We start from the raw sequence: 13,470 nt of genomic DNA, 5'->3' as shown, positions 1-13,470 counted from the left end.
TGCCCAATGGGTGGAGAATAATCCTAGTCCAGGCTAAGGGATAACAATAAATGGCAGGAGAGAACCAACAATTTGCGTCTCATGGCGTGAGCCGTCGTGATTTTATGAAACTGTGTGCTGCACTGGCGGCGACCATGGGGTTAAGCGGTAAAGCCGCTGCCGAAATGGCCGAAGCCGTCAGTCACCCTCAGCGTCCACCCGTTATCTGGATTGGCGCGCAGGAGTGCACAGGCTGTACTGAATCACTGCTTCGCGCGACGCACCCCACCGTAGAAAACCTTGTGCTGGAAACCATTTCGCTGGAATACCACGAAGTGCTTTCTGCCGCGTTTGGTCACCAGGTTGAAGAGAATAAACACCGGGCGCTGGAGCAGTATAAAGGCCAGTACGTGTTGGTGGTCGATGGCTCGATTCCGATGAAAGACGGCGGGGTTTACTGCATGGTCGCCGGCGAACCGATTGTCGATCATATTCGAAAAGCGGCAGAAAACGCGGCGGCGATTATCGCTATTGGCTCCTGCGCCGCCTGGGGCGGCGTGGCGGCGGCGGGCGTTAACCCGACCGGTGCAGTCAGCCTGCAAGAGGTGCTACCTGGCAAAACGGTAATCAACATTCCCGGCTGTCCGCCGAACCCACAAAACTTCCTTGCCACGGTGGCGCATATCATCACCTTCGGCAAACCTCCGGCGCTTGACGCCAAAAACCGTCCCCGTTTTGCCTACGGACGCTTAATTCACGAGCACTGCGAACGTCGACCGCATTTTGACGCCGGGCGCTTTGCGAAAGCGTACGGCGATCAGGGGCATCGCGAAGGCTGGTGCTTGTACCACTTAGGTTGCAAAGGCCCGGAAACCTGGGGCAACTGCTCAACGTTGCAGTTTTGCGATGTGGGCGGTGTCTGGCCCGTTGCCATTGGTCACCCGTGCTACGGCTGTAACGAAGAAGGGGTTGGCTTTCACAAAGGCATCTCCCAGCTTGCGCATGTGGATAACCCTACGCCGCGCGCCGCGAAACCAGACGTCAACCTGAAAGAGGGCGGCACCGTGTCGGCAAGCGCAGTCGGTTTGCTGGGTGGCGTCGTCGGCCTGGTGGCGGGTGTCGGTGTGATGACCGTGCGTGAACTGGGCCGCCAGCAGAAGAAAAACGACACGGATTCACAGGGAGACTAGCCGTGAACAGACGTGATTTTCTCAAAGTGGCGTCCGGCGGGGCGCTGCTGGTGGGGGGATCGTCCGCGAGTTTTGCCGCCGCGCAAAACCGCCCGCCGATCCCCGGCGCGCTGGGGATGTTGTACGACTCCACGCTCTGTGTCGGTTGTCAGGCCTGTGTGACGCGTTGCCAGGAAATTAACACGCCGCAGCGTAACCCACAGGGCGAGCAAACCTGGTCGAATAACGACAAACTTTCGCCTTATACCAATAACATTATTCAGGTCTGGCACAGCGGCAGCGGGGAGAACAAAGACCAGCTGCGCGACGGTTATGCCTATATCAAAAAGCAGTGCATGCACTGCGTGGATGCCAACTGTGTTTCCGTCTGCCCGGTGCAGGCGCTGAAAAAGGACGCCAAAACCGGCATCGTTCACTACGACGCCAGCGTCTGTACCGGCTGCCGCTACTGCATGGTCGCCTGTCCGTTCGATGTGCCGAAGTATGACTACAACAACCCCTTCGGCGCGCTGCATAAGTGCGAGCTCTGCAACCAGAAAGACGTGGCGCGGCTGGATAACGGCGAGCTGCCCGGGTGTGTGGAAGTGTGCCCGGCGGGCGCGGTGATTTTCGGCACGCGCGAAGAACTGCTCGCCGAAGCCAAAAAACGTCTCGCGATGAAACCCGGCTCTGAGTACCGCTACCCGCGCCAGACATTGAACACCAACGACACCTACGTGCATAACGTGCCCAGCTACTACCCGCATCTGTACGGCGAGAAAGAGGGCGGCGGCACGCAGGTGCTGGTGCTGACCGGGGTTCCTTATCAGGAACTGGGGTTGCCGGAGCTGGACGACCTGGCAACCGGCGCACGCTCTGAGCATGTTCAACATACGGTCTACAAAGGCATGATGTTGCCGCTCGCCGTGCTGGTTGGGCTGACCGCACTGGTACGCCGCAATACGCGGGACAACCATGACGGAGGCGATCATGAGTCATGATCCACAAGCGATGGGCGGCAAACTGCTGAGTAAACCGGTGCTGCTGTTCGCCCCGCTGATCGTGCTGTGCGCGATCTTTATCCTCAAGCGTTTGATCTTCGGGCTCGGATCGGTCTCGGATCTGAACGGTGGTTATCCGTGGGGGATCTGGATCGCGTTTGATTTGCTGATCGGCACCGGCTTTGCCTGTGGCGGCTGGGCGTTGGCGTGGGCGGTGTATGTCTTTAACCGGGGCGATTATCACCCGCTGGTGCGCCCGGCGCTGTTGTGCAGCCTGTTCGGTTATTCGCTGGGCGGCTTGTCCATCACCATCGATGTCGGACGTTACTGGAATCTGCCTTACTTCTATATTCCCGGCCATTTCAACGTCAATTCAGTGCTGTTTGAAACCGCGGTCTGTATGACGATTTACATCGGCGTGATGGCGCTGGAGTTCGCCCCGGCGCTGCTGGAAAGGCTCGGCTGGAAGGTTTCGCTGCGCCGTCTCAATAAAGTGATGTTTTTCATTATCGCACTTGGCGCGCTGCTGCCGACCATGCACCAGTCGTCGATGGGCTCGTTGATGATTGCCGCCGGATATAAGGTTTACCCGCTGTGGCAGAGCTATGAAATGCTGCCGGTTTTCTCGCTGCTGACCGCGTTTATTATGGGTTTCTCGATTGTCATTTTCGAAGGCTCATTAATGCAGGCCAGCCTGCGCGGCAACGGGCCGGATGAAAAACGCCTGTTTAGCAAACTGATTAACATCCTGAGCGTGCTGTTAGCGCTGTTCCTGGTGCTGCGGTTGGGAGAGATCACGTGGCGTGACAAATGGCATTACGCCTTTGCCGGTGATTTTTACAGCCTGATGTTCTGGCTGGAAATGGCATTGCTGGCCTTGCCGCTGCTGATCCTGCGCGCGCCGCGTTTGCGCCGTGATTCCCGCTTTTTGTTCCTTGGCGCGTTGAGCATGCTGCTCGGCTGTGCGCTGTGGCGGCTCTCTTATTCGCTGTTGGCCTTTAATCCTGGCAACGGCTACCACTACTTCCCGACAGCGGAAGAGTTATTGATTTCCATCGGTTTTGTGGCAATTGAAGTCTGTGCGTACATCTTACTGATACGTCTGTTGCCGATTATTCCTCCGTTAAAAACATCTGCGCGACATGAGGCGAGTAAAGCATGAGTCAACGTATCACCATTGATCCGGTTACCCGTATTGAGGGTCATTTACGCATTGATTGCGAAATTGAAAACGGCGTTGTATCAAAGGCCTGGTCGTCAGGAACCATGTGGCGCGGGATGGAAGAGATTGTCAAAAACCGCGACCCTCGCGACGCATGGATCATCATGCAGCGCATTTGCGGCGTTTGTACAACGATCCATGCCATTGCCTCGGTGCGGGCGGTAGAAAGCGCGCTGGAGGTGAAGGTGCCGCGCAACGCCCAGTACATCCGCAACATCATTCTGGCCGCCCACTCGATTCACGATCATATCGTCCATTTCTATCAGCTTTCGGCGCTCGATTGGGTCGATATCACCAGCGCGCTGAATGCCGATCCGGCGAAAGCCGCCGCGCTGTTACAGGGGCTTTCCGACTGGCCGCTTAACAGTGAAAACGACTTCAAAGCGGTGCAGGAGAAGATCAAAGCGCTGGTCGCCAGCGGCCAACTGGGCATTTTTGCCAACGGCTACTGGGGCCACCCGGCAATGAAGTTGCCGCCGGAAGTAAACCTGATTGCCGTCGCGCACTACCTGCAAGCGCTGGAGTGTCAGCGCGACGCTAACCGCATTGTCGCGCTGCTCGGCGGTAAATCGCCGCACATTCAGAACCTGGCGGTGGGTGGGGTTGCCAACCCGATCAATCTTGATGGCATCGAAGTGCTGAACCTTGAACGCCTGATGTATCTCAAGTCGTTTATCGACAAGCTGGAAGGGTTTATCGAGCAGGTTTATAAAGTCGACACGGCGGTGATTGCGGCGTTTTACCCGGAATGGCTCACGCTCGGTAAAGGCGCGGTGAACTACCTGAGCACGCCGGAATTCCCCACCGATGCCAACAACGGCAGCTTCCTGTTTGCTGGTGGCTACATTGAAAATGCCGATCTTGCGACCTACCGTGAAATCAACACCCACACCGATCCTTTCCTGATTAAAGGCATTCAGGAGAGCGCGAAACATGCCTGGTATAAAGACGAGGCGCCGCAGGAGCCGTGGCAGGGCACCACGCTGCCGCAGTACACCGGCTGGCAGGAAGAGGGCAAATACTCCTGGGTTAAATCGCCCACCTTTTACGGCAAAACGGTCGAAGTGGGGCCGCTCGCCAATATGCTCTGCAAGCTGGCAGCGAAACACCCGGCAACGACGGAGAAATTGCACGATATCACCGCCATTTACCAGAAACTCACCGGTAAAACGGTGGCGGTGGAGCAACTGCACTCCACGCTGGGGCGCATTATCGGCCGTACGGTTCATGCCTGCGAGTTACATCAGGTCTTGCAGCAGCAGTATCAGGCACTGATAGACAATATCGGCAAAGGCGATGTGCAAACTATCGCCCATACGGAAATCCCGACCAGCGGCGAGTTTAAAGGTGTCGGCTTCCTTGAAGCGCCGCGCGGCATGCTCTCCCACTGGATCGTTATCAAAGACGGCAAAATCGATAACTACCAGGCGGTAGTGCCGTCAACCTGGAACGCCGGTCCGCGCAACTTCAACGACGCCGCCGGGCCATACGAGCTGTCACTGGTGGGAACGCCAATTGCCGATCCGCAAAAACCGCTGGAAGTGGTGCGCACCGTTCACTCGTTCGATCCGTGTATGTCGTGCGCGGTACATGTGGTGGATGCCGACGGCAACGATGTTGTCGCGGTGAAGGTGCTGTGATGTCAATTTTAGTATTAGGCGTGGGCAACATTTTGCTCACCGATGAAGCGATAGGCGTGCGGGTGGTGGAAGCGCTTGAGCAGCGTTACCACCTGCCCGCGCATGTCGAGGTGCTGGACGGCGGCACGGCGGGCATGGAGCTGCTTGAGGCGATGGCTAACCGCGAACATCTGATCATCGCCGATGCGGTGGTCAGCCGCAAAAGCGAGCCGGGTACAGTCATTTGCCTGCGCGATGACGACGTGCCAACGCTGTTCAGCAATAAAATTTCGCCGCACCAGTTGGGGCTATCGGATGTGCTGTCGGCGCTGCGTTTCACCGGCGAGTTTCCGAAAAAACTGACGCTGATTGGCGTTATTCCGTCTTCTCTGGAGCCGCATATCGGCATGACACCGGTGGTGACGGCGAGCCTGGACACCGCGCTCCAGGCCGTGCTGGCGGCGCTGCGTGAATCCGGCGTGGAGCCTGTTTTACGGGAGACCGAACATGCAGGATGAGGTGATGGGGTTTGACGTTTCGCCGCACCGCGAAGTGCAGGCGGCTTTTATGGCGATAGCCGAGCAGGAGATGCAGGGTCTGCCATTTGTCCATGCAACCATGCCGGTGTATGTCACGCCGTTCACCCGCTTTGAAGAACAGTGGCTGGGTTGTGTGTTGACGCCGTGGATGCTGAGTCTGCAAATCTACCCCGGCCCGCAGCAGTGCTGGCCTCGCCGCCCGGTGAGCCAGCGGCTGGGGCTGCGATTGCCCTATGGCGAAATGACCTTTACCGTCGGCGAATTACCCGCATTGGGGCAATACCTGAGCTGCTCGCTGATGTCGCCGCTCGATCGGGGATTGTCTGTTGATGCTGGCATCGCGCTTGCCGATAACTGCCTGAAAATGGCGCTTTCGTTGCCGGTCACCGATGCCGCGCTAAGCCGTCGCGCGTTACTGCAAGGGCTACGGGACAAAGCGCATGCATGAGTTATCCCTGTGCCAGAACGCGGTGGAGATCATTGAACAGCAGGCACGGCAAAACGGCGCGCAGCGCGTGACGGGCGTATGGCTGGAAGTGGGGGCGCTGGCTTGTGTGGAAGAGAGCGCGTTGCGGTTTGGTTTTGATATCGCCTGCCGCGAAACGCTGGCGCAGGGTTGCACATTGCATATCCTCCATAAACCGGCGCAGGCCTGGTGCTGGAATTGCAGCCAGACAGTGGAAGCCGAGCGGCACGATGAATGCCCGCTCTGCCACTGCCCGACGCTGCATATTGAGCGCAGCGACGGCGTGCAGATCAAAAGTATCGAAGTGGAGTAAAGCAACGATGTGTATAGGCGTACCGGGGCAGGTGGTGGCCGTTGGCGACGATTTTCATCAACTGGCGCAGGTGGATGTGTGCGGCGTGCGCCGCGACGTCAATATCGCGCTGGTGTGCGAGGATTCACCGCGTGAATTGCTGGGACAATGGGTGCTGGTGCATGTCGGTTTCGCGATGAGCGTGATTGATGAACACGAAGCGCTGGCAACACTGGAAGCGTTGCGCAACATGGAGATCGAAGCGTTTGCCCCTCAGCGCTGAAGCGCGTCGATGTTCGCGTCGGTCACCATCTGCGTGACCTGCGCCAGATTGCCGATCTTCGCTTCGCTGGCGCGATAGAATTTACTCTTATCAATCAACAGCAATGATTGCTGCGCCCGGCGTAACAGCTGGGCTTTGAACGCCGCATTGTGGCGGGTGGAATCCCACATATCGCCGCGCGCATCCACGCCTTCGCAGGAGAAGATAAACAGATCAATCTCCAGCGATTTCAGAAGGCTTGCGAGAGCCGGGTTCACATAGCAGCGCTCCGTGCGCGCCAGACGGCCACCCGAGCAGATAAGTTCAATCTGTTCGCGGCGCGCCATCTCCTGACACACCGGCAGACTGTTAGTCAGCACCGTCAACGGGATATCCGGTAACTGCCGCGCCAGATGAAAACAGGTAGAGCTGGCATCCAGCGCCAGCGTCATCCCGGCTTCTATCCAGTTCAGTGCGTGGCGGGCGATGTCGGCTTTATCCGCGTAATGGCTTTTTAGCCGGGCGCGAAACGGCTCCCCGTCATCATGCGACGCTGCGTGCAATGTGCGCGCCAGACCGTGGCGACGCACAATTTTCCCCGCCGTTTGCAGCGCGTTGAGATCGCGGCGAATGGTTTCAATACTGACATTCAGCTGCGCCGCCAGCGCCTGGGTTGTGATGCTGTGCTGGCTGGTGAGAAGCTGCAGAATCGCTTGCTGGCGCGCGTGCTTCATGGCGTTTCCTCATGCCGTGGCGAGAGCGAAATCAGTATTTTGCCGATAGCCGCGCCGTTTTTACCGGTGTGCTTAATGTGATACATCGCGCGATCGGCACGCATCAGCGCATTAACGAAATCATCCCCGGCTTGCACTTCATCAATGCCTATCGATGCGCCTACCGACGCCTCGCCATTATCCAGCTCGAAGGGGCTGAGAATGGCACGCAAACAGCTATGCGCTGTACTGTTAATCAGCAGGCTGTTGAGCGCAAAGGGCAGCAACAGAACAAATTCATCGCCGCCAAGCCGCCCGATGACGGTTCCCTCCGGGCAGGCAGTACGCAGGCGCTGGCTGAGCTGGATCAGCAACTCATCGCCGCTGCGGTGACCAAACGTATCGTTTACCGCTTTGAAATCATCGAGATCGATAAATGCCACACACAGCGGCCCGGCAAGATTGAGTTCAGCGAAGTGTTGCAACAGCGCGTGGCGGTTCGCGAGGCCGGTCAGCGGATCGTGGTTTGCAAGCAGAGCCAGTTGCTCTTCGTACTGCTTCTCTTTGGTCATATCAATGTGCGTGCCGGTCACTTTCAGCGGCGCGCCGCTGGCGTCCCGGTCGGTGACGCGACCGCGATCGAGCACCCAGGTCACGGTGCCATTTTTATGCTGCATGCGGTGCAACGCTTCGTAAAACGGGGTTTTGCCGTGCAAATGGTCATAAAACGCATCCAGCACCCGTTGCCGGTCATCTTCATGCAGGTGTTCGCGCCAGACATCAAAATGGGCGCTCAGTGCTTTGGGTTGATAGCCAAGCATTGCTCCCCAGCGGCGGTTAAAGATGATGAGCTTGCCGCTTGGCACATCCAGTTGCCACAAACAGAGTCCGGTGCCGTCGAGCGCGGCGCTGAGTTTATTGCGCGCATCGCGCGCGATCCGCACCAGCCGGGCGTTGTGCTTCTTCAGATTCTGGATCTGCTGTTTTAGCGCGTTTTCAGACATTTGGCGGGCTACGGGTAAATAAAAGGCATTCTTACTAGTTATTTCTGTTATGTAAATATGGTGTGAAAAAAAGAGCAGAAGGTGTGGAGAAAGGCGGGAGAAACCGGGCGGAATGCCGCCCGGTGGGCAAGATCAGGCGTTGCGTTTATCTTCAGTTTGCGTGTCGAAATCGCTGGCGTCGTGGCGCTCGTGCAGTTGCTCACTCGGCTCGCCGAAGGTGCGGTTAACCATACGCCCACGTTTCACCGCCGGGCGCTCTGCAATCGCTTTCGCCCAGCGCTGGACGTTTTGGTAGCTGCCCGCGTCGAGGAATTCCGCCGCGTTATAGACATTGCCCAGCACCACGTTGCCGTACCACGGCCAGATGGCCATATCGGCGATGGTGTACTCATCCCCGGCTACAAATGTGTGCTGTGCCAGTTGCTTATCCAGCACGTCCAGTTGGCGTTTGGCTTCCATGGTAAAGCGGTTGATCGCGTACTCGATCTTCACCGGCGCATAGTTATAGAAGTGGCCAAAACCGCCGCCGAGGAAAGGTGCGGAACCTTGCAGCCAGAACAGCCAGTTCAGCGTTTCAGTGCGTTTTGCCGGATCTTTTGGCAGGAAGTGCCCGAATTTTTCCGCCAGATAGAGCAGGATCGCGCCGGATTCGAACACCCGCGTCGGCGGTGTGGTGCTGTGGTCGCGCAGCGCCGGGATTTTGGAGTTCGGGTTAACCTCGACAAAACCGCTGGAGAACTGATCGCCTTCACCGATGCGAATCAACCACGCGTCGTACTCTGCGGCACTGACGCCTTTCGCCAGTAACTCTTCCAGCATGATGGTCACTTTCTGGCCGTTCGGCGTACCGAGCGAATAGAGCTGTAACGGGTGTTTGCCGACCGGCAATGTTTTGTCATGCGTTGGGCCGGAAACCGGGCGGTTGATATTGGCAAACGCGCCGCCGCCGGATTTATCCCACGTCCAGACTTTGGGGGGCTGATAGTTGTCTGACATTTTGGCCTGCCTTTTCGTTGATGTGTTGAAGAAGTTAAGCGCCTGCAAAGCAGTGTAGCAGTCGCCTCAGGCGAGAATACGCTGCGCCCAGACGTTGATATCGTCGCCGCTACCGAGGTCGGCCTGCACCAGCCCGTTAACCATAAAGGTTGGCGAAACATGAATGCCATTCTGGCGCGCGTATTTGCTGTGCCATTTGATCTCGGTTTGCAGTTCCGGGCGGGCAAAAGCCTCTGCCAGCTTCACCCCGCTGTACTGTTCGATGCGTTCAATAATTTGCTGGGGCGTGGCGTGCATATTCGGGCCGCTGCAGTGGTCGGTAAATTCAAACTCTTCGCGATGATCGGCAACCGCTTGCAACACTTTACGCGCGGCGTTTTTGCCGTCCGCAAGCGTCGATGCCGCGAGGATGCAGCGGATAATCACACCGGAAAACAGGTGCCACGGCTGTGATTGCAGGCGGATTTTTACCGTGACGTTATCCTCGCCGACCTGTTGAAGCAGCGCGTCCAGTTTGTTAAACGCGCGTACAGAAAAAGGGCAAGTAGGTTCGATAAATACCTCGAACGTGCGTGGGCCGTGACCCCAACTGAGCGGGGCGGCATGTAGCGGTTGTTGGCTCATTTTTCACTCCTGATATTTTATATTTTTTCGCGTTTCAAAGAGTAGCAGCATGCCGCAGGCAGGGGAAAGTCGCTTTGCCGCCGATGCGGTTAAGCAGTAAAACGGTCGCGTTATTTTGCCGATGCGGGCGTTAAAACGTTGCGCGCTGACATGGACATTCGTTTGTTAAAATTTAGTGATAAAAATGGGCGGCGCTTCCGCTTTTAATTATATGCCCTGACTTAACGTATATTTTTTAATATCCAACTGATTTAAGTAAAATTATTGTTTTATTAAATATCGCGTGCTTATTTAATTTTTGTATGTAAATCATCCAGCTTCAGCGCTATTTGTTATTAATCTGTTTCTTTTGCCTGTCGATAATCGTTATGAGGATCTTTTTTTCGGCTCAGGCAGAGTCATTTGGCGGAATATCTGGTCATTGATAGCGGAGATAATGATGCAGGAGATTCAGGCGATTCAGGCAAGCCCGCACCTTGCCACAACAAAAGAAAACACAAACCATAAATCGGCGGCTCATACGGATAACGGCGCGGCAAATAGCGCTTCGCATGATGAGAGCACCAAAGTGACGCTCTCCAGCCGCGCAGAAAAGCACAAACACAGCAACGAGATAAAAGCCGAGCAGCAGGTTCAGGAAAAGAAAAAGGTGGAAAATCATGAAATTGATTATTCACTGGCGATGACCGGTATTCCGCAATTCGGCGGACGACTGGTGACCATCGTTAAATATCCGGACGGCAGAACGGAAATGGTTGATGCGTTTTCGGGTAAAAAAGTAACGCAACAAGAGTTAGCCACCGCGCAGTTACAGAAAGAGAAACGCGTGGCTGAACAACACGAACAGGACGCGAAAGCGGCCGTGCAGCACGAGCAGATATCGGCGGGCGAATCTGAACCGACGGATATGCAATAAAAATCTCCCGTAAAATCTGTCTTATTTCAGGGGCATTAACGTTAGCGGTAGTAATCCGGTATCTATATCTGGATCTTATATTTAGCGGTTGTTGATTCAATATATCTTATATTACGCATTCGCTGACCGGAAAATAGAATAGCCTCAGTCATCTATTTGGCTTAAGGCAAAAACAGCACGATATATTTTCAGCAGAATAATGGCTGAGGATATCGGCTTGTTTGCGTTTTATTGGGCATGAATAAAACGCAATGTGCCGCCTGAAATACAGGCGGCACATCTCATCAGAACAGAACGGAATAATTCAGGCCAAACGTACGGCCGCGGCCTTTATAGGTATATAAACCCGCTGCGCCGTAGGTTGGGCTGTATAAACCCGGTGCGCGTTGTCCCCACGCGGTGGTGTAATCTTCGTCCAGCAGGTTTTCAACGCTAAAACTCAACTTACCGACGGGCAGAAGGTAGCTGCCGAGCAGGTCAACGGTGTTGTACCCGTCAATATGTTTCCCATCGGCGTCAGAAAGATCAAAGGTCTGCGTGCTTTGCAGGCGTAACGTCCAGTCGCCTGGCGCCCAGTTGACCCACGCGCTCATTTTCGACGGGCTGGCGCTATCCACGGTCAGTTTCTGCCACTTGCCATCGACGCGGGTTTGCGACTTGATGGCGTTAAAGTTTGCGCCGGTGCTCCACTCGCTGTTGCTAAAGAAGTAATCGACCTGACCTTCCACACCGTAAATACGACGCTGATCATCTTCAATATTGATGGTCATGTCGCTTTTGTTGATGTTGATGGTTTTATCCGAAAGCGAGTAGTACGCGGCGATCTGCGTACGCAGGCTATCGCCGGTGAAGCGCCAGCCCAGCTCGTAGGCATTCACTTTAATGCCGTCCAGCTTCGAATCGTTCACGTTGACGCTGTTAACCAGACGGTAGTGGCCGTTTTCCAGCTTGTAGGTGCCGGAACCGTAATATTTCGCCAGGTCCGGGATTTCAAAGCCTTGCGAGAAGTTAAACCACACCTGCTGGCGTTCGCTCAGATGACCGAGGATGCCGGCGTTGAACAGCAGATTGTTGTAATCCGTTTTGCCGCCTGGCACCGCGTCTGCCGAGGTCGCCTTGCCGGTGGCGATGGCTTGCTGCTGCGCGTAGCCCACAAAGTCGTCGACTCTGTTTTCCGTGTACTGGTAGCGCACGCCACCGCTCAGGGTGATGGCCGCAATGTCATAGCTGCTTTGCAGGAACGGCGCGAGGTTCGTGATGCTGTAGCCGGGATAGCGCCCGACGTTATAAGCGTTATCCAGTTTCATCCCACCGCTGGCGGCGGCGTTGCTGAGATTGAAAAATTGTTGGTTGGCATCGAAGGTTTCATGTTCGGCGTCCACGCCCCAGGTCAATGTCAGATCTTCCAGCGGTTTGCTGTTGAGAGTGAGTTTGCCGCCGTAGAAATCGGTTTTTTGCTGCGATGCGCCAATGCTGGTCACCGAGCCGCCGGAAAGCGTCGGGAAGGGATAATAGGTCAGGCTTTCGTCACGGTAGTAAATCTGCGCCAGTAAATCCTGGCCCCAGAAATCGCTGTTGGCGTATTGCAGGTTAATTAAGTGGCGTTCGGTGCCGGGGATGCGGTCGGAATCAAGATTGCTTTTGTTGTAAGCGTTGCCGGAGCCGCGCACCGCCGAGAAGTTTTCGCCAAGGAAAAGGCCGTGCTTACCGTCAGACTGGCTTTTGTAATACTGCGTGGTGAGCTGTAACTGCTGATGATCGTCGATATTCAGCGTGCCGGTACCCATTACATCCAGGCGGTCTGAGTACTGCAAACCGGTTTGCGTGTTATCAATGATCACTTCATTGCCTTTGCCGTCGTACCAGCCGCCATAGCGCTGGTACGCCACCGAGAGGCGACCCGACGCGTTATCGTTACCGCCGCTGACCGCAGCCGCGATGTTCTCGTCGTGATCGTTATGGCTGTTAAAACCGCTTTTCGTGCCGGTCTGGAACTCAACCTCGGTTTCTGGCTGGCCTTTCTTGGTGACGATATTGATTAAACCACCGGTACTGCCGCCGCCGTACAGCGATGTTGCGCCGGAAATCACTTCGATGCGCGCAATGTTAAACGGATCGATAGCATCGAGCTGGCGGCTGTCGCTGCGGGACGAGTTCAGACGTACACCGTCGACCATCACCATCATTGAACGGCCGCGCAAATTCATACCGTAATTGGTGCGTCCCTGGCTGCTGACGTCCATCCCGGGAATTAGCTGCGCCAGCACCTCTTTTAACTCTTTTCCGCCCTGAACCTGCTGCTCAATCTCAGCCTGTTCAATGACCCAGGTGGTTTGCGCCATATCCGTAACGCTGTGGTTTGCGCGGCTGGCGGCAACCACCAGTGTCTCTTCTTTTTGACCTTCCGCCGAGGCGTGAGCGGAAAACATCATCAATAAACAAGGATTTAATGCCCAAAGATAACGAGATTTCATTGTTATGGTGATCCTGATTTAACAGAAGTACGGCGGCGCTGATCCTCCCGGCCGCAAGCAATATCGCTATTTGTTGATAGCGATTATCAAGATGATATGAATTATCGTTACCAAGTAAACGCTTTATGTAAAAAAATGTTGGAATAACCCGGTGATTTCCATGATATTTTTAGGGTTTTTGAACGTGAATCTGA

At 55.6% G+C, this 13,470-nt stretch carries 14 protein-coding genes; 9 read left to right on the top strand and 5 right to left on the bottom strand.

What is annotated here, in order from left to right; all coding sequences use genetic code 11:
* Positions 1–50 precede the first annotated feature (50 nt).
* The 8 genes from hybO to hybG are packed head-to-tail and all read left to right on the top strand — an operon-like array spanning position 51 to position 6,570.
* A complete protein-coding gene (hybO, locus tag H650_RS10555) occupies positions 51–1,169 on the top strand; it encodes a hydrogenase 2 small subunit (RefSeq protein WP_020455253.1) in 1,119 nt (372 codons plus the stop codon).
* 2 nt (positions 1,170–1,171) lie between these two features.
* Positions 1,172–2,149 (top strand): hydrogenase 2 operon protein HybA, encoded by a 978-nt coding sequence (hybA, locus tag H650_RS10550; protein WP_020455252.1) that lies wholly within the window; start codon positions 1,172–1,174, stop codon positions 2,147–2,149.
* Positions 2,139–3,311 (top strand): Ni/Fe-hydrogenase cytochrome b subunit, encoded by a 1,173-nt coding sequence (gene hybB, locus H650_RS10545; RefSeq protein ID WP_020455251.1) that lies wholly within the window; start codon positions 2,139–2,141, stop codon positions 3,309–3,311. Before hybA ends, hybB begins: the two co-directional genes overlap by 11 nt.
* A complete protein-coding gene (gene hybC / locus H650_RS10540; protein WP_020455250.1) occupies positions 3,308–5,011 on the top strand; it encodes a hydrogenase 2 large subunit in 1,704 nt (567 codons plus the stop codon). The genes hybB and hybC overlap by 4 nt, the downstream gene beginning before the upstream one ends.
* Positions 5,011–5,508 (top strand): HyaD/HybD family hydrogenase maturation endopeptidase, encoded by a 498-nt coding sequence (locus H650_RS10535; RefSeq protein ID WP_020455249.1) that lies wholly within the window; start codon positions 5,011–5,013, stop codon positions 5,506–5,508. The genes hybC and H650_RS10535 overlap by 1 nt, the downstream gene beginning before the upstream one ends.
* Positions 5,498–5,977, top strand: coding sequence for a hydrogenase-2 assembly chaperone (gene hybE, locus H650_RS10530; protein WP_020455248.1), 480 nt, complete (start codon positions 5,498–5,500; stop codon positions 5,975–5,977). Before H650_RS10535 ends, hybE begins: the two co-directional genes overlap by 11 nt.
* A complete protein-coding gene (hypA, locus tag H650_RS10525; protein ID WP_020455247.1) occupies positions 5,970–6,308 on the top strand; it encodes a hydrogenase maturation nickel metallochaperone HypA in 339 nt (112 codons plus the stop codon). Before hybE ends, hypA begins: the two co-directional genes overlap by 8 nt.
* Before the next feature lie 7 nt (positions 6,309–6,315).
* Positions 6,316–6,570, top strand: coding sequence for a hydrogenase maturation factor HybG (gene hybG, locus H650_RS10520; RefSeq protein ID WP_017457498.1), 255 nt, complete (start codon positions 6,316–6,318; stop codon positions 6,568–6,570).
* Here the strand turns inward: hybG and fucR are convergent.
* The 4 genes from fucR to H650_RS10500 form a co-directional block, all read right to left on the bottom strand.
* Complete coding sequence (gene fucR / locus H650_RS10515; RefSeq protein WP_020455246.1) at positions 6,561–7,283, bottom strand: L-fucose operon activator; 723 nt, start codon at positions 7,281–7,283, stop codon at positions 6,561–6,563. The genes hybG and fucR overlap by 10 nt on opposite strands.
* The gene (locus tag H650_RS10510; protein WP_020455245.1) at positions 7,280–8,266 is read right to left on the bottom strand and encodes a sensor domain-containing diguanylate cyclase; all 987 of its coding nucleotides are present in this window, start codon (positions 8,264–8,266) and stop codon (positions 7,280–7,282) included. The genes fucR and H650_RS10510 overlap by 4 nt, the downstream gene beginning before the upstream one ends.
* 132 nt (positions 8,267–8,398) lie before the next feature.
* Positions 8,399–9,262 (bottom strand): glutathione-dependent disulfide-bond oxidoreductase, encoded by an 864-nt coding sequence (yghU, locus tag H650_RS10505; protein ID WP_020455244.1) that lies wholly within the window; start codon positions 9,260–9,262, stop codon positions 8,399–8,401.
* A 66-nt stretch (positions 9,263–9,328) separates the two neighbouring features.
* Positions 9,329–9,886, bottom strand: a complete 558-nt coding sequence (locus H650_RS10500) for a DsbA family protein (RefSeq protein WP_020455243.1) — start codon at positions 9,884–9,886, stop codon at positions 9,329–9,331.
* A 436-nt stretch (positions 9,887–10,322) separates the two neighbouring features.
* Here H650_RS10500 and H650_RS10495 point away from each other — a divergent pair, with 436 nt between their 5' ends.
* Positions 10,323–10,802 (top strand): hypothetical protein, encoded by a 480-nt coding sequence (locus tag H650_RS10495; protein ID WP_238328391.1) that lies wholly within the window; start codon positions 10,323–10,325, stop codon positions 10,800–10,802.
* A 284-nt stretch (positions 10,803–11,086) separates the two neighbouring features.
* Here the strand turns inward: H650_RS10495 and H650_RS10490 are convergent, their stop codons facing one another.
* Positions 11,087–13,276: a TonB-dependent siderophore receptor gene (locus H650_RS10490; protein ID WP_020455241.1), complete on the bottom strand. Its 2,190-nt coding sequence runs from the start codon at positions 13,274–13,276 to the stop codon at positions 11,087–11,089.
* Positions 13,277–13,470: the final 194 nt, after the last annotated feature.

This window comes from Enterobacter sp. R4-368 (assembly GCF_000410515.1).
In the GTDB taxonomy this organism is placed as follows: domain Bacteria; phylum Pseudomonadota; class Gammaproteobacteria; order Enterobacterales; family Enterobacteriaceae; genus Kosakonia.
This window is presented reverse-complemented; position numbering and strand designations above follow the sequence as displayed.